Genomic DNA, 17,802 nt, shown 5'->3' on the forward strand with positions numbered 1-17,802 from the left:
GTCTGCGCACCGGCCAAGCCGGGCAGACCCAGGTGCGAAACCAGGACGCCCTTGGGGACGCCGGTCGAGCCGGAGGTGTAGATGGCGTAGGCCAGGTGGGTGGCGTGCAGGGGCCGGACCCGGTCCGCGTCGCGGATCGGCTGGTCGCTGAATTCCGCTGCGGTGCTGCGGAAGTCGAAGTCGTCGAGGGTGAGCCACTCGATCGAGCCGGGCAGCCCGGTCGCGGCGGCGGCGATCGTGAGGCCCAGGGCCGCACCGGAATCGGTGACCATGTAGGCGATGCGGTCGCTCGGGTGAGCCGGGTCGATCGGCACCCAGCCCGCGCCCGCCTTGGTGATCGACCAGACGGCCAGCACCGAGTTCAACGAGCGCGGCATGGCGACCGCGACCAGATCCTCCGGGCCGAGGCCGCGCGCGATCAGCAAGCGCGCCAAGCGGTTCGACATCGCGTCGAGCTCGCGGTAGGAGAGCTCGCGGTCCCCGTGGACCAGGGCGACATGGTCCGGATGCGCGGCCACGGCGGCCGCCATCATGTCCGGCAGACTGCGGCCGAGCTCGATCTCGTCACCGGAACGCGAGGTCAGATCCAGGTATTCGGCCGCGGACAGCAGCGGCAGGGCCTGCACCGCGGTCGCCGGATCGGCCACCACGGACCCCAGCACCCGGCCGAATCGCCCGGCCAGCCGGGCGATGCTCGCGGCATCGAAAAGGTCGGTGGCATAGGTGATGTCGAGCTTCAGTCCGGCCGGCTCACCGGCGGCGTCGAAGGTCTCGGCGATGGTGAACTGCAGATCGAACTTGGCCACCGCGAGATCGGTGGTCTCCGGCGCGACCCGCAGGCCGGGCAGCTCCAGCGCGGGCAGCTCGTAGTTCTGGAACGACAGCGCCACCTGAACCAGCGGGTGCCGGTTCTGCGCGCGGGCCGGGGCGAGCACCTCGACCAGTCGCTCGAACGGCACGTCCGGATGCGAGAGGGCCGCGATATCGTCCTCGCGCACCGTCTTCAGCACGGTGTCGAAACCGGCCCGCGGATCGATCTCGGTGCGCAGCACCAGGGTGTTGACGAACATGCCGACCAGGCCGTCGAGGGCCTGCTCGCCGCGCCCGGCCACCGGCGTCCCGAGGGCGATGTCGGTGCTGCCCGACAGCCGCGACAGCAGCACGGCCAGCGCCGCGTGCACGGTGCTGAACAGGGTGGCGTCGTGCGCACGGGCCAGCTCACGCAGCCCGGCGTGCACCTGGGCGCCGACCACCGCATGGAACTCGTTGCCGCGCTGCGACGATACGGCCGGCCGGGGCCGGTCGGCCGGGAGCTCGAGCTGTTCGGGTAGCCCGGCGAGGCGCTGCTTCCAGAACTCCAGCTGCCGGAATCCCGCCGACTCCGGGTCGATATCGGAGCCGTGGCGGTGCGCCTGCCACAGGGTGTAGTCGGCGTACTGCACGGCCAGCGGCTGCCAGCCGGGCTCGACGCCCTCGCGGCGGGCCTGGTAGGCGATCATGAAATCGGTGGCCAGCACACCGAGCGAGACACCGTCGGCGCTGATGTGGTGCACCACCAGAACCAGCACGTGCTCGGTGCCGGAGGTGCTGAACAGCGCCACCCGCACCGGAGTTTCGACGGTCAGGTCGAAACCACGGGAGATCAGTTCGAGCACCCGGCCGGGGATCTCGCCGGCGGCGACGCGCTCACGGACCAGCTCGGTGTCACCGGTCGGCAGGATCCTCTGCTCGGGACCCTGCGGGCCGTCCGGGTAGACGGTGCGCAGGGTTTCGTGGCGGGCCACCACATCCCGCAGCGCCGCCTCGAGCGTGGTCGTGCTCAGCTCGCCGGTCACCCGCAGCACCAGCGGGATATTGTCCGCCGCGCTGCCGGGGCCGTCGCCGTGGAAGCGATTGAGGAACCAGATGCGCTGCTGCGCGGCCGAGAGCGGGATGCGCTCGGGGCGCGGTTGCGCGACCAGCAGGGCGGCACCGCTACCGGAACGGGTTTGCGCCAGTGCCGCGAGCGCGGCAACCGTGGGGGCATCGAACAATTCGCGCACCGACAGGTCGGCATCGAGCGCGCCGCCGACCCGGGCCACCACGCGAGCGGCCAGCAACGAGCTGCCGCCGAGGGAGAAGAAGTCGTCGTTCGCACCGACCTGCTCGACACCGAGCAACTCCGCGAAGACGTCGGCCACGACCTGCTCGGCGGCGGTCTCCGGCGCGCGGTAGACAGCCGTCTCGAAGACCGGGGCGGGCAGAGCGGCGCGGTCGAGCTTGCCGGAAGCGTTGAGCGGGAAGGCATCCAGCACCACGAAGGCGGCCGGGACCATGTAGCCCGGCAGGGCGCTGCCCAGTGCGACCTTGACCGCGTCCGAGTCGATGACGGTACCGGGCTCACGCACCAGGTACGCGGCCAGCTGATCGCCCGCGTGCGCGTCCGAGCGCACCACCACGACCGCCTGATCGACACCGGGCTGCGCCAGCAGTGCCGCCTCGATCTCGCCGAGTTCGATGCGCAGACCGCGCACCTTCACCTGGAAGTCGGTGCGGCCCAGGTAGTTCAGTTCACCCTCGGCGGTCCAGGTGACCAGGTCGCCGGTGCGGTACATGCGCTCGCCCACGGCGAACGGGTTGGCCACGAAGCGATCCGCGGACAGGTCCGGGCGGCCGAGGTAGCCGCGCGCCAGCTGATCGCCCGCCAGGTAGAGCTCACCCGCGATACCCGGCGCGACCGGATGCAGACGGGCATCCAGCACATAGGTTTCGGTGTTCCAGACCGGACGGCCCATGGGCACGAACGCGGTATCAGCGTCGGTGACCTCGTGGTAGGTGACCTCGACGGCCGCCTCGGTGGGGCCGTACAGGTTGTGCAGCCGGGCGCCGGTCAGCTCGCGCAGCTTGTGAGCAGTGCCGGCGGGCAGGCCCTCGCCGGAGGCGAAAACCTGGCGCAGGCCGGTGCAGTTCGCGGCGGCGGGTTCGGTCACGAAGACCGCCATCATGGACGGCACGAAGTGCGCGTGCGTGATACCGGCGCGAATGATCAACTCGGCCAGGTACTTCGGATCACGGTGCCCGTCCGGAGCCGCCACCACCAGGCGCGCGCCGATCTGCAAGGGCCAGAACAGCTCCCACACCGAAACGTCGAAGGTGAACGGAGTCTTCTGCAGCACCACGTCGGCGGGGGTCAGGCCGTAACGGGCCTGACCCCACACCAGGCGGTTCACCACGGCCGCATGCGAGACCGCCACGCCTTTGGGGCGGCCGGTGGAGCCGGAGGTGAAGATCACATAGCAGGCGTTCGAAACCCGCAGCGGTGCACGACGATCCGCGTCGGTCAGCGGACCGGCGGCATAGCCGTCCAGGTCCAGGGTGTCGATGTGCAGGACCGGGATGTCGCGGGCGGTGGTGAAACCGTCGCGAGCGGTGGTGAGGATGGCCACCGGGCCCGAGGCGTCGAGCACGTAGTCGGCGCGCTGCGCGGGCTGATCCGGATCCACCGGCACGTACGCGCCACCCGCGGCGAGGATGGCGTACATGCCCACCAGCAGGTCGGTGGAGCGGCGGATGGCCAGGGCCACCCGGGATTCCGGGCCGACACCGGACTCGACCAGCTTGCGGGCCAGGCGATGCACCCGGTCGGCGAACTCGCCGTAGGACAGGGTGGTGCCCTCGAATTCGATCGCGGGCGCGTCCGGGCTGGTCAGCGCCTGCTCGTCGAACAAGGAGACCAGGGTGCCCGGGGCGACCGGGTGGCCGGTGGCGTTCCAGTCGGTCAGGACCCGGCGGCGTTCCTCCGCGGTGAGGAGCTCGATATCGCCGACCGGACGGTCCGGGGCAGCGATGACGGCGTCCAACACGCGGTCCAGCCGGTGCGCGAAGGACGCGATGGTGGATTCGTCGAAAAGGTCGGTGGCATAGGTGAATACGGCGTCGATGGCACCCGCGCCGTGATCCTCGGTCAGCGACAGCTGCAAGTCGAACTTGGCGATGCCGGGATCGAGTTCGAGCCGCGCGGCCGTCAGGCCGTCCAGTTCGAGGGTGGCGGGCGTGGTGTTCTGCAGGTCCAGGGCCACCTGGAACAGCGGGTGGCGGGCCTGCGAGCGCAGCGGGCTGAGCACCTCGACCAGTCGCTCGAACGGCACGTCGGCATGCGCGAAGGCCCGCAGATCGGCCTCGCGGACCTGGGCCAGCAGCTCCCGGAAGGAGCGCTGCGGGGCGACCTCGGTGCGCAGCACCAGGGTGTTGACGAACATGCCGACCAGCTCGTCGAGGGCCTGCTCACCGCGGCCCGCGACCACGGAACCGATCGAAATATCCTCGGTGCCCGACAGTTTCGCGAGCAGGGTGGCGAAGGCGGCGTGCAGCGCCATGAACAGGGTGGAGCGATCACCCTCCGCGAGCTCACGCAGTGCCGCGTGGCGGTCGGCGGAGATCGCGAAGCGGTACTGCGCGCCGCGACGGGTCGCCACGGCCGGACGGGGACGGTCGGCGGGCAGCTCCAGAGTTTCCGGCTGGCCGGACAATTCGGCACGCCAGAAGCGAATCTGGGTGGCCAGCAACGATTCCGGATCCTGCTCGGCACCGAGGAGTTCACGCTGCCACAGGGCGTAGTCGGCGTACTGCACGGGCAGCGGGGTCCAGGACGGCAGCTCGCCGCCGCGCCGGGATACGTAGGCCAGCATCAGATCCCGGGTCAGCGGGGCGATGGACCAGCCGTCGGCGGCGATGTGGTGCACGGCCAGCACCAGCACGTGGGTCTCGGGCGCAACGCTCAGCAGGGTCAGCCGGGCCGGGACGGTCTCGTCCACCGCGAACGGCAGCACCGCGAGTTCGAAGATCCGCGCGGCCAGGTCGGCGGCGGCGATCTCCTCGGAAGCCAGTGCGACACCGGAGGATTCGGCATCCAGCACCAGCTGGCGGCCGACGCCGTCCACGGCCGGGTAGACCGTGCGCAGGGTCTCGTGACGGGCCACCACATCGCCGACCGCGGCGGCCAGCGCCGCCGCGTCCAGCGGGCCGTCCAGCCGGATGGCGGCGACCAGGTTGTCGGCGATGGAGGCGCTGTCGAAGCGGTTGAGGAACCACATGCGCTGCTGGGCGTAGGACAGCGGCAGCACGTCGGGGCGCTCCCCCGCGACCAGCGGGATCCGACTGCCGGATCCAGCCAGCTCACCCAGGCGCGCAGCGAGTTCCGCGACACCGGCGGCCTCGAACAGCAGGCGCACCGGCACCTGGGTGTCCAGGGCCGCGCCGAGGCGCGCCACCACCTGGGTGGCGATCAGCGAGTTGCCGCCCAGTTCGAAGAAGTCGTCGTCCGCGCCGACGGGTGCGGCCTCGGTGGCCAGGCCCAACACCTCGGCGAACACCTCGGCCACCAGCAGCTCGATCGGCGTTGCGGGAGCACGGAATTCGCGGGCGGCGAAGACCGGGGCAGGTAGGGCGCGGTAGTCGAGCTTGCCGTTGACGGTCATCGGCAGGGCGTCCAGCACCAGGAAGGCCGCCGGAATCATGTACGCCGCCAGGCGACCCGCGAGCGCGGTCTTCACCTCGGCGACCTCGAGCTCGCCGGTGGCGGGCACCAGGTAGGCGACCAGCTGGTCACCGCGCGCGGCGTCGGAGTGCAGGGTGACCACGGCGCGACGAACGCCCGGCAGGGCGGCCAGCGCGGCCTCGATCTCGCCGAGTTCGATGCGGAAGCCGCGCAGTTTCACCTGGGTGTCGTTGCGGCCCAGGTATTCCACATCGCCGTCGGCGGTCCAGCGGACCAGGTCGCCGGTGCGGTACATGCGTTCACCGGGAGCCCACGGGCAGGCCACAAAACGGGCGGCGGTGAGGGCGGAACGGTCGCGGTAGCCGCGGGTGACCGGGCGGCCCGCCACGTACAGTTCGCCGACCGCGCCGACCGGCACCGGCCGCAGGCGGGCGTCGAGGATCCACTCCCGCGCGCCCGGGACCAGCCGGCCGATGGTGACCGGTCGGTCCGCATCCAGCGGTCCGGTGATGTTGACGACCACGGTGGCCTCGGTGGGGCCGTAGGCATTGACGAATTCACGCCCGGCGTCGGACCAGCGCCGGACCAGTTCCGGCGAGAACGCCTCGCCGCCGACGGCGATGTGGGCCAGGGTCGGCACGTCCGCCGGGTCGATGGTGCTGATGCCCGACGGGGTCATGAAGACGTGGGTAACCCGCTGGGTGCGAATGACTTCGGCGAGCTCCGCGCCGATGTGCGCGCCGGTGGGCGCGACCACCAGGGTGGCGGCGCTGCGCAGGGCCAGCAGCAGCTCGCCCACGGAGACGTCGAAGGAGGAGCTGGTGACGTGCAGGACGCGGGCGTCGGCAGTGCCGGAGAAGCGCTCGTACTGCGCCTCGGACAGACCGGCCAGGCCGGTGTGGGTGACGACCACGCCCTTCGGCAGGCCGGTCGAGCCGGACGTGTAGATGGAGTAGACGGCATTGCTCGCGCGCAGCGGGCGCACCCGGTCCGCGTCGGTGATCGGGCCGGACTCGAAATCCGCGTACTGCTCGGTGAATCCGGCCGCGTCGAACTCCAGCCAGGGCAGCGTGCCGGGCAGCGCGTCACGGACGCCAGAGACGGTCAGGCCGAGCACGGCGCCCGCGTCCCGCACGATGTAGGCGATCCGCTCCGCCGGGAAGGCCGGGTCCACCGGCACCCAGCCGGCACCGGTCTTGGCGATGGCCCAGACCGCCAGGAGGTATTCGATCGAGCGCGGCAGGCTGACGGCGACCAGGTCCTCGGGGCCGAGGCCACGCGCGATCAGCAAGCGCGCCAGTCGATTCGACGTGGCGTCCAGTTCGTTATAGGTGTACTCGACCTCACCCTCGACCAGCGCGAGCCTGGTCGGCGCGGCCGCGACGGCGCTCGCCAGCAGCTCCGGCAGCAGGCGGACGGTGTCCACCGTGCCGCCGGAACGGGTTGTCAGATCGGTGTATTCGGCCGCATCCAGCAGCGGCAGCGCGTCCACGAGCACGGCCGGGTCGGTGGTGACAGCCTCGAGCAGGCGCACGAAACGACGTGCGAAGACCTCGATGGTGGCGGAATCGAACAGATCCGACGCGAATTCGAACTCCGCGTGGATCCCCGCCGGTGCCGGACCTTCCCCGGGACCGGCACCGGCGAAGCTTTCGGTGACCGCGACCGAGAGGTCGAATTTGGTCACTCCGGTATCCAGCGTACCCGCCGTGGCAAGCAATCCGGGCAGTTCGAGGCTGATGTCCCCGGTAGCGGTGAACGACAGCAGCACCTGGAACAGCGGATGCCGGGCGGCCGAGCGGGGCGGATTGAGGACCTCGACGAGCTGCTCGAACGGCACGTCGGCGTGCGCGAATGCGGCCAGATCGGTCTCGCGGACCCGGCGCGCGAGCTCGCCGAAACGCAGCCCGCCGTCGATCTCGGTGCGCAGCGGCAGCGTGTTGACGAACATGCCGATCAGCTCGTCGAGTTCGCGCGCGCCGCGGCCGCCGACGGGCGTGCCGATCACGATGTCGGACTGGCCCGACAGACGTGCGAGCAGTACCGCCAGGGCGGTGTGCAGGAACATGAAGGTCGAAACACCCTCGGCACGAGCGGATTCCGAAATACGGGTGTGCAAGTCCACCGGAAGCTCGACGGCCAGCTTCTCGCCGCGGCCGGACGCGATCGCCAGACGCGAACGGTCGGCGGGCAGCTCCAGCAGGTCCGGCGCACCCCCGAGAGTGGTGCGCCAGAACTCCAGCTGACGCGCCAGCAGCGAGTCGGCGTCGTCGGCCGAGCCGAGGCGATCGCGCTGCCACAGTGTGTAATCGGCGTACTGCACCGCCAACGGCTGCCAGCCCGGGGCCTGGCCCGCGGCGCGCGCCAGATAGGCGGTGATCAGGTCGCGCGCCAGGATCGGGAGCGAGAGTCCATCGGCGGCGATGTGGTGCAGCACGATGGCGATGGCGTAGTCGGGGACGTCCAGATCGGCGGCATCCACCACGACCGGACCGCCCAGTCCGCAATCGGTGGCGACGGCACCGGTGACGGTGAACATCCGTGCACGGAACGGGATCTCGTGCTCCAGATCGAAACCGGCGGCCGCGAAGGCACGCAGTCGCGCGTCCAAGTCCTCGGCGTCGATCGTCTCGCGCACCACCGGCACCTCGGCCACCTCCGCCGCCAACACCTGCTGCGAGGCGAAACCCGCTGCAGTGGAAGGGAAGACGGTGCGAAGCACCTCGTGCCGCTCCAGCACATCGGCCAGTGCGGCGGCCATGGCCGTCTCGTCGGCCTCGCCGCGCAGGCGCACCACGAACGGCATGTTGTAGCTGGCGCTCGCGGTGTCGAAGCGGTTGAGGAACCAGATGCGCTGCTGCGCCGGGGACAACGGCAGCGGCTCCGGGCGCTCGCGCCGCACCAGCTCGAGCGAGAGCCCCTCGCTCGCATCCTCGTCCAGGAACTGCGCGTCGATGACCGCGGCCAGCTCGGACACGCTGGTGGCGCCGAACATCTCGCGCACGGTCAGGCGGCAGCCCAGCTCGGCATTCAGACGCGCGGCCACCTGCGTGGCGACCAGGCTGTTGCCGCCCAAGGCGAAGAAGTCATCGGCCCGGCCGACCTCGGCCGCGTCCAGCACCTCGGCGAACACCCGGGCCACCGACTGCTCGGTCACCGTCGCGGGGGCCTCGTAGCGCACGGTCACCCGTTCCGGCTCGGGCAGCGCGGCGCGATCGAGCTTGCCGGAAGCATTGACCGGCAGCTCATCCAGCACCACGTACGCGCTCGGCAGCATGTAGGAGGGCAGTGCCCGCCCGGCCGCGGCCTTGAGCCGGGTCACATCCAGGTCCGCGGGCGCGACCACATAGGCCACCAGCTGGTCCTCGCGCACGATGACCACCGCGCGGGTGACGCCGTCGACGTCGGCCAGCACGGTCTCGATCTCACCCAGCTCGATGCGCAGACCGCGCACCTTCACCTGGAAATCGGTGCGGCCCAGGTACTCCAGCTCGCCGTTCTCGGTCCACGCCACCAGATCGCCGGTGCGGTACATGAGTTCGCCGCCGGTGGCGAAGGGGTCGGCCACGAAACGCTCGGCCGTCAGGCCCGGACGCGTCACGTAGCCCCGGGCGAGCTGAACCCCCGACAGATACAGCTCACCCGGAGTTCCCACGGGGACCGGCCGCAGCCGTGCGTCGAGCACGTACAGCCGGGTATTGAACACCGGCGCGCCGATCGGCACGGTTACGGTGTCCGCGGCCGTCACCTCGTGATAGGCGACCTCGACCGCAGCTTCGGTAGGACCGTAGAGATTGTGCAGCGCCACGCCGGTCAACGCGCGCAACCGCTGCGCGGCCGATCCGGTCAGCGCCTCACCGGAAGCGAAGACTGTGTTTAATTTGCCTCCGCTGCGCTCCGGCGGGTTCGCGGCGCTGGAGGTCTCGTTCTTCCCTCCCTCCGCTCCTCCGCTTCGCTCCCCCGCTCCACTCAGTCCAGAACGAGACGCGCCGCGAACCACAGCGGCTTCTCTTTCCAGCTCAGCGACGAACGCGTCGAGCATGCTCGGGACGAAATGCGCCGTGGTGATGCCGTATTCGGCAATCACCTTGCGCAGGTATACGGGATCGCGGTGACCGTCGGGCTGCGCCAGCACCAGGGTCGCGCCGATCTGCAACGGGAAGAACAGCTCCGGGACCGACACGTCGAAGGTCATCGGCGTCTTCTGCAGCAGCACATCGGCGGGAGACAGGTCGTAGGTCTCCCGCATCCACACCAGGCGGTTCACGATCGAGGCGTGCGACACCATCACGCCCTTGGGGCGGCCGGTCGAGCCCGAGGTGAACAGGGCGTAGGCAGTGTTCGCGGGCCGCAGCGAGGCCGTGCGCTCGGCGTCGGTCACCGGCGTGGCCGCGTACCCGGACAGGAAATCGCGGCTCAGCGTGTCGAGATCCAGTGTGGGGATATCGGTTTCGGGGCGATCGATCGAAGTCGCCAGCACCAGGGCGGGCGAGGCGGTCTTGAGGATGTGCGCGGTGCGGTCGGCCGGATGATCCGGATCCAGCGGCACGTACGCACCGCCCGCGGCCTGCACGGCGTACACGGCGGCCATCAGCTCCGGGGAACGCCGCAGGTGCAACGCCACCAGCGACTCCGGGCCGACACCGAGGGAAATCAGGTGGCGGGCAAGGCGATTCACCCACTCGGCGAACTCCGCGTAGGTGAGATCGCGGGCCGGCTCACCGGCGAAACGGATCGCCGTCGCGCCCGGGGTGCGGGCCGCCTGCGCCTCGAACATCGACACCAGCGTCGCCGCCGGATCGACCGGAAAGACGGTGTCGTTCCACAGCCGCAGCACCACATCGCGTTCCAGCTCGGTGCAGACGTCCACGTCCGCGAGCAGGTCGCCGCCGTCCAGGCCGACCAGGCGCTCCAGGAAATTCACGAAACGCCGGTAGTGCCGGATGTTCTCGGCATCGCTGTACAGGTTCGGATTGACCTCGAACTCGAGGTGGATGCGCTCGTTCTCCCCGTAGAACAGGTTGAGGCTCATGTCCTCGACCGGGCTGGTCGACAGCAGGTGCAGCTGCGCCTTGATGTCACCGAACTCCAGCTGCGGGTGGAACAGCATGATGTTGACCATCGGGCCGAACAGGGCACGCGAGGAGGCGCCGCCCTGCAGTTCGGCGTCCCGGTGGATGTCCTCGTGGCGGTAGCGCTGATGACGCAGCGCACCCGAGATCTCCAGGCGCGCCGAGGTCAGCAGCTCGCCCCAGGTGGTGTTGTCGCGCACCGGAAGTCGCATCGGCACGATATTGGAGAGCATGCCGGTCGAGCGGCGCATGACCGCGGTGGTACGGGCGGTCACCGGCAGGCTCAGCACCGCCTCGTCCTTGCCGGTGAGGCGGGCCATGTAGGCGGCGAAGGCCGCCACGATCACCCCGGGCAGACCCGAATCATGCTGCGCGCCAACCTCTTCGATGCGGCGACGGAGATCGTCGGCCAGTGGGGCGCTGTAGTGCAGATTGCCCGCGCGTGGCGGCGCGGAACGACCCTTGAGGGTGGTGCTGCCCTCCAGCCCGGCGGTGCGCTGGGCCCAGTGCGCGCGATCGGCCTCGAAGCGGGTGCTCTCGCGGTAGGCGAATTCGGATTCGACCAGTTCCTCGAGCGTGCCGACCCGCACCGATTCCGGTTCGAGCCCGCGCTGCAGGGCGGTGTAGCGGCGCGCCGACCACTGCATGGTGTTCATGGCGGCATAGCCGTCGCCGACGATGTGGTGGCCGATCACGAACCAGAACCAGCGCTGATCGGCGACGCGGATCAGGGTGGGGGCGAACAGCATATCGATGTCGGTGAGCACATTCACCGGGCGCACCACCTGGGTGCTCATCCAGTCATGTGCTGCCGCAACGGGATCCGGCTCCGAGCGCAGATCCATCAGCGTGGTGTTGTGACCAGCGGACGGGTCGATGTACTGGAAGGGCTGCCCGTCGATCTCGGTGAAACGCAGCTGGGAGGTGCGCCACATCGGCACCCCGTCGTCGGACACGCGCAATAGCAGATCGACATCGAAATCCCCTTGGATGTCGACGTATTGGGCCATGGTGAGCGGAACGTCGGGAGTCAGCAGCTGCGCGTACCAGACGCCGAGCTGCGCGGGGCCGAGCGGGAACGGCGCTGAGATATCCGACGGCGGAACTTCACTCGGTCCGAGACCACTCGAGTCCGTACCCTGCACCAGAGCCTCCCTTGTCATGGCGAAATGCGGTGTCGACCAACGTTTTCGGGCATCACGAAATAGACCTGTGTGTGCTCGGGTGAAGAGAGCGCACAAGGCCGCGAAAGATCGCACCGCCCTGGGTGATTCGACGAATTGCACGGGGGTATCACTGGCATGACCCAGCCGCGCTGATCCAACTAGTGCTCGAAGCGGCCGGGCCTACTGGCTCTCCGGCCGGGATGCGATTGCCTCCGGGTCATCACATCCGGATTGTCCTGCTGCCGATCTCCTCCAACTGTCACCTGCATCACATGGGATGCCGTTCATGCATGCGAACACTAGGCGTTTACACAATAAAAAGGAACTTTTTCCCGAAAAAAAGTTGGACAAGCGTCTAGTTGACCGACGGGCTCACGCTCAGCGGGCCCTGAATGTGGGTACGACCACATGACAGACCGAAGGTGTGACTGAGCACACTTTCGGATGTGGAGACTATGAGTCGAAACGTTGCAACTGCGTTGCATCGGCGCCCAAGCGCCGATCCAGCACGCGGATCTTGGCCTCGATCTGCGCATACAGCGGAGACTCACGATCAACGGTGGCGCGGTAGGCGGCCCACGCGGCCGCATCGTCACGACCCTCGGCACCGGAAGTCCACCGACTCATGACCGAAGCGTCGCCGGAACGTAATACGGCGGTGCGCAGGCGCACTCGCAATTCATCGCGAATGTCTATAACTCCCGGCGCATTCGAACGCGGCAGTACCGGGCCCGCGTACAACCGCACCGCGGTATCCACGTCCCCGGAATCCAGGGCGGCGCGCAGCGCCTCCACATCCGTGGCGATCGGAACCCGCAAACGGTAGGGGCGCGAACCGAACACATTCGAACCGACCACCGAGCGCAGCCGCGACATGGCGGCACGGATCGTGGCGTTGTCCAGATCGGCGTCGTCGAGCAGCAGGGCGAGGTGGTCGGCCGACAGACCCTCGGTGTGCTCCGCCAGCAACAGCAGAATCTCGGCATGCCGCTGCGACAGCGGAACTCGCTCCCCCGCCACCGTCAGCTGCGGCTGCCCCAAACCCAGGACCTCGAGACCGAGGCGCTCCGGCTGCGGTGCGTCCGCGGCCGCGCGCCGATCATTGCCCGAACGGACCGCTGCCAGCAGCAGATCCATCTCCGCGGCCGTCGCCGCGGCCTTGACCAGCGCCAGGATCTCCGGGCGCGCCACCCGCACCCCGCCGGCGATCATCAGCACGCCCACCAGGCGACCGTCCGGATCGTGCACCGGCGCAGCGGCTCCCGTGATCTGGTGCATGCGGTGCAGGAAATGCTCGGGACCATGGATCCAGGCCGCACGGCCGGTGCGCACCACCAGGCCCACCGCATTGGTGCCGACCCGACGTTCACTGAGGTCATTGCCCTCGCGCAGGCCCGCGTCCGCGGCGGCGTGCACACGATCGGCATTGCCGTGCACCGACAGCACTCGGCCGAACTGGTCGGCCACGACCACGATCAGGCCGGTGCTGGTGGCATCGCGCAGTAATAGCTTGTCCACCAACGGCATGACCGCCGCGATCGGATGCGCGTCGCGATAACGCTCGAGGTCGGTGCCACGCAGGCCACGACCATCGCCGTCATCCATAGGATCCACTCCGCCGCGCAGGCTGCGCAGCCAGGATTCCAGTACCATCGGCCGCAGCAAACCTGGCAGCTGCCCCAGCTGATCGCCGCCCACACTGAGGTATCCATGTGCCTGGGCGGCATACGTTTCGAGCGCCCCGAGCTGACTCCCCGGTTCGACGCCATGGTGGGACTGCCCTCCACCTGCGAGATTGCTGACCATTTGCCTTTCTTTCCGCCCCAAAGAGTACCGGCGTACCTGAGACCTCAAGGCGGAAGCCGGACGTTTGTCCGGCAGGTCACACACCGACAACGACCACCGGAAATGTGAGCTACGCAGCATTTTGTTAAATGGAACGTGTTCAGTTGCTGGTCGACGTGCGGTCGATGCCCGTCGAATCCCTTGTGGCGACTACGATTTCACGTGAACGGCGTTCACCGAACTAGTTCGGCGGCAGCGTCGGCTTGAGTGCCGCCGCGCTGCGAATGCGCGCCGCGCCCCACCAGAGACCCGCGCCGTAGGCCACATCGTCGAGGCGTTTGCACAATACATAACGGGCCGGATCCAGACTCCCCGGCTCACGATGAGTGAACCAATCGGCCAGACCCTCCGCCATCGCCAGGGTGATCGCGATATGCCGGACCCGCCGCGAGCACAACATGCCCAGCAGAGTCACCGGCCAATAGTGACGGCACATGGCCGAAGCCAGCCGCCACACCCCGCCGGTGAAACCGCGCGTCATATAGATGGCGGCCACCCGGGTCGGATTGTCGAGCCCGGCGAAGACCCGGCGTAATCGGATCAGGGTGGCGGCCAAGGTCATCACGCCACCGAACACACCCCACCCCGACATCGTGCTCAACAGCAGCGCCGAGACCGCCGACCAGATCGGCAGCGACAACGGCGAGGCCAGCCCCGGATGCCGCTGGGCCAGCGGGGCCACCCCGGTCCCATGGGTGACCTTGTGCACGAACCAGTTTCGCAGCGACACCGGATTGCTGTGCGCCACCCGCGCGGCCGGCTCGTAGCGCAGTCGCCAGCCCGCCCGATCCAGCCGCCAGCACAGGTCGACATCCCCGCCCGCGGCCATGGTCTCGTCGAAACCGCCCTCGGCCAGCAGGGCCAGGCGGCGCACCAGCACCGCCGAACTCGGCACGTACGGCACCGGGCCGTGTGCGTGCACCGCCGACTCCCGGCGGCCGCGATGCACCGAACCGCGGGTGTGCTCGTAGCGGGCCAGCAGCGTGGAATCCGGGTCCATGGCCAGGATGCGCGGGGCCACCAGCGCCACCTTCGGATCGCTGAAGTGGCCCAGCATGACCTCCAGCCAGCCGGTGCGGGGCACCACATCGGGGTCCAGGAAGGCCACGAATTCGGTTGCCGCGGCCTTCAATCCGAAGTTGCGGGCGGCAGCCGCCCCGTGCTGCCGATCGCGGCGCAGCACGGTGATGCGGCAGCGGTTGCCCCGCTGCTCGGGGATCCGCACCGGTTTATCCGACCCGTCGTCCACGACGATCACAGTGTGCCCACGCAGCGCCGAGAGCAGCCGCGACAGCTCCGGAGTGCGATTGTGCACCGGCACGATCACGGTGACGTCCTCCAGCGACGGCAGCAACCGCGGGCGCGGATTGGCCACCCCGGAATCGAGCAGACGTCTGGCAACCCGAGCCGACGCAGGGTCGGTCACCTCGAGGTAGCCGTCACCGATCAAGGCCGCAGCTTCCGGCGCGAGCCGTAGCAACCTCGTCGGCGTGCCGCCGACCAGGAGCCGTCCACCGGAATAAGTGCGCACCTTGGGATCGATTCGCACCCCGAAACCATCGGGAAGGCGATCATGGCGCATTCCCGAATGCTAAGTCAGGCAACCGGTAGCAATGATGATTGCCACGCGGGGCAGATGATCGGATTCGATCTCGCGCACACATCGGGACCGTAGCTCGACTGGTCTTGTCGTGTGCGCTCTAGACTGCCGGGAGGAAAATCGGCAGTTGAACTGGTAGGGGACGGAAATCCGTGCCCGGTGGTCGAGGCGGTATGGGAGTCGGGCGCATGCAGACAGGCGGGGGCGGTAACACCCTCTCGGAATCCGAGATCGTCGAGGCCGCGCTGCGGGTGGTCCGGCAGGACGGTGTGGAGAAGCTGTCCATGCGACGACTCTCCCGCGAACTCGGAGTTTCGCCGATGGCTCCCTATTACTACGTCGCCGACAAGCGCGAGCTACTCGATCTGGTCGCGACCGCGGCCCTGACCGGGGTGCGCAAGCCGCCCCCCGAATTCGGTACGTGGCAAATGCGTTTGCGCGATCTGATCGACCAGATCGACGAGAAATTGCGCAAGCACCCCGGTCTGGGCGATGTTCTCATCGAGCAGATGCTGGGCAAACAGCTCGATCTCATCGCCGCCGTGATGGAAATCCTCTTCGACGCCGGATTCGACGAGCGCAATGTGCTCTCCTCCTACGCCACCATCCACACCTATCTGTTCGGCCGTTCCAAGGTGAACCCGCGCGATCGCAACGCACTGCTGGATGATCGGGCACTGCCCGAAGCCGTGGAGCGCGCCACCAAACACCTGGCGGATCTGCGCGGCCGGTACTCCTACGACTTCTCGATGGATGTGCTGATCGCCGGGCTGGAAGCTCAGCTTGTCCGGCAGCGAGACAGCCACGTATAGTGAAACTAGAACACGTTCTAGTTTCGGTTCGAGAGGACACTATGACCACCGTCGACGTTCCACAGAGCTCGCGATCGGCCGTGCTGCGGGTCGCCGCGGTCATCAACGAGACGGCCGACTCCTGCTCACTGGTCTTCGACGTGCCCGAGGACCAGCGTGAGCGCTTCGACTACCAGCCGGGCCAGTTCCTGACCCTGCGCATCCCCAGCGACCTCACCGGCTCCGTCGCCCGCTGCTACTCGCTGGCCAGCTCACCGCACACCGACGACAAGCCGAAGGTGACCATCAAGCGCACCGTCGACGGCTACGCCTCGAACTGGGTGTGCGACAACGTGAAAGCGGGCGACAGCCTCGAGGTGCTGCCGCCCTCGGGCGTCTTCACACCCAAGAACCTCGACGAGGACCTGCTGCTGTTCGCGGCCGGCAGCGGCATCACCCCGGTGATGTCCATCCTCAAGTCGGCGCTCGCGCGCGGCAACGGACGCATCGTCGTGGTGTACGCCAACCGCGACCACGAGGCCGTCATCTTCGCCCGCGAACTGCGCGAACTCGCCGACAAGCATCCGCAGCGGCTGGCCGTCATCCACTGGCTCGAGCACCTGCAGGGCCTGCCGACCACCGAGGCACTGGCCACCCTGGTCTCGCCCTACACCGCCTACGAGGCGTTCATGTGCGGGCCCAAGCCGTTCATGGACCGCGTCCACGACGCCCTCGGCCAGCTCGGCATGCCGCGCAACCGGACTCACGCCGAGGTCTTCAACTCGCTGTCGGGCGACCCGTTCGCCGAGGTCGCGCCGACCGAGATCACCGCGGAGGAGGCCGCCGACGCCGCCAGCGTCGAGGTCGAATTGGACGGCGAGACGCACGAATTGACGTGGCCGCGCAGTCAGACGCTGGTCGACATCATGCTCTCCAAGGGCATCGACGTGCCCTACTCCTGCCTCGAAGGCGAGTGCGGGTCCTGTGCCTGCACCGTGCTCGAGGGCGAGGTCGAGATGGAGAACGCCGAGATCCTGGATCCGGAGGACATCGCCAACGGGTACATCCTGGGCTGCCAGGCACGGCCGGTGACGGATCGTTTGAAGATCCAGTTCTGAGCTGAAAAAGATTCGGCCGCCGCGTGATTCACGCGGCGGCCTTCTTCTTTTCCGGCTCAGTAAGCGGAGAAGACGTTGTCGATCGAGCCGTAGCGGTGCGACGCGTAGTTGCAGGCCGCCGCGATATTCGCGACCGGGTCGTAGATATCCCATGAGGTGCCGTCGACGTGATACGCCTGGAAGGTCGGGTCGATGACCTGCAGCAGACCCTTGGACGGGATGCCGGCGGCCGCATTCGAGTCGTACAGGTTGATGGCCTGCGGGTTACCGCCGGACTCGCGCTGAATATTGCGGAAGATGCCGTCGTAGCTGCCCGGAATGCCGTGCTGGTTCATCACGTACAGGGCATTGTCGATCCAGCCATTGAGGTCATTGGCGAAGACCGGGGGCAGCAGCTGGTTGAACGGCGCGGGCAGGCCCTGAACGAAGGCGCGCACCTGGTCCTGCTGGGGAGCGGGCAGGCCGTCATTGGCCTGCACGGCCTGCTGCTGGAGCTGCTGGGCGGTGCCCTGGAACTCCGGCGGGACGCCGTTGACGACGTCGGCGGAGGCGGTGCCGGTACCGGCGACCAGGGCCGCGGCGGCCAGGGCGACGGCGGCGATGCCGGAGGCGGCCTTGGCGGGGACGAACTTGGAGAACATATTTTCAGTCATGGCTTATCGCGGGGGCAGAGCTCACCACGGCGAGCATCCGGGAGGAAGCCGCCGACGCGCTGCGTGGATCGGGATGTGCAT

6 protein-coding genes (1 of these 6 only partly in view) are annotated in these 17,802 nt (G+C 68.6%); 2 read left to right on the forward strand and 4 right to left on the reverse strand.

Features of this window, described 5'->3' with window-relative positions; all coding sequences use genetic code 11:
* The 3 genes from ACFXHA_RS23605 to mftF all read right to left on the reverse strand — a co-directional run.
* Positions 1-11,834, reverse strand: partial view of a non-ribosomal peptide synthase/polyketide synthase gene (locus tag ACFXHA_RS23605; RefSeq protein ID WP_379360158.1) — the 5' portion only. 6,100 nt of this gene lie to the left of the window's left edge; the window shows 11,834 of its 17,934 coding nt (coding positions 1-11,834); it begins with the start codon at positions 11,832-11,834; the stop codon falls past the left edge of the window.
* 333 nt (positions 11,835-12,167) lie between these two features.
* Positions 12,168-13,520 (reverse strand): GAF domain-containing protein, encoded by a 1,353-nt coding sequence (locus tag ACFXHA_RS23610; protein WP_379360160.1) that lies wholly within the window; start codon positions 13,518-13,520, stop codon positions 12,168-12,170.
* 220 nt (positions 13,521-13,740) lie between these two features.
* Complete coding sequence (mftF, locus tag ACFXHA_RS23615) at positions 13,741-15,141, reverse strand: mycofactocin biosynthesis glycosyltransferase MftF (RefSeq protein WP_379360162.1); 1,401 nt, start codon at positions 15,139-15,141, stop codon at positions 13,741-13,743.
* 206 nt (positions 15,142-15,347) lie between these two features.
* Between mftF and mftR2 the strand changes: the two genes are divergently transcribed.
* Both mftR2 and ACFXHA_RS23625 read left to right on the forward strand, forming a co-directional pair.
* Entirely contained in the window at positions 15,348-15,971 is a 624-nt protein-coding gene (mftR2, locus tag ACFXHA_RS23620; protein ID WP_379360164.1) for a mycofactocin system transcriptional regulator MftR2, read from the forward strand.
* A gap of 41 nt (positions 15,972-16,012) precedes the next feature.
* The gene (locus tag ACFXHA_RS23625; RefSeq protein WP_379360166.1) at positions 16,013-17,068 is read left to right on the forward strand and encodes a 2Fe-2S iron-sulfur cluster-binding protein; all 1,056 of its coding nucleotides are present in this window, start codon (positions 16,013-16,015) and stop codon (positions 17,066-17,068) included.
* 56 nt (positions 17,069-17,124) lie between these two features.
* Here ACFXHA_RS23625 and ACFXHA_RS23630 read toward each other — a convergent pair whose 3' ends face one another.
* The gene (locus ACFXHA_RS23630; protein ID WP_379360168.1) at positions 17,125-17,721 is read right to left on the reverse strand and encodes a transglycosylase SLT domain-containing protein; all 597 of its coding nucleotides are present in this window, start codon (positions 17,719-17,721) and stop codon (positions 17,125-17,127) included.
* Positions 17,722-17,802: the final 81 nt, after the last annotated feature.

This window comes from Nocardia sp. NPDC059240, from assembly GCF_042753865.1.
Lineage (GTDB): Bacteria > Actinomycetota > Actinomycetes > Mycobacteriales > Mycobacteriaceae > Nocardia.

What these genes read in the sequence shown, in the direction of transcription:
- ACFXHA_RS23630 (WP_379360168.1), bottom strand. Translation starts at nt 17,721, where the DNA reads ATGACTGAAAATATGTTCTCCAAGTTCGTCCCCGCCAAGGCCGCCTCC.
- ACFXHA_RS23625 (WP_379360166.1), top strand. Translation starts at nt 16,013, where the DNA reads ATGACCACCGTCGACGTTCCACAGAGCTCGCGATCGGCCGTGCTGCGG.
- mftR2 (WP_379360164.1), top strand. Translation starts at nt 15,348, where the DNA reads ATGCAGACAGGCGGGGGCGGTAACACCCTCTCGGAATCCGAGATCGTC.
- mftF (WP_379360162.1), bottom strand. Translation starts at nt 15,141, where the DNA reads ATGCGCCATGATCGCCTTCCCGATGGTTTCGGGGTGCGAATCGATCCC.
- ACFXHA_RS23610 (WP_379360160.1), bottom strand. Translation starts at nt 13,520, where the DNA reads ATGGTCAGCAATCTCGCAGGTGGAGGGCAGTCCCACCATGGCGTCGAA.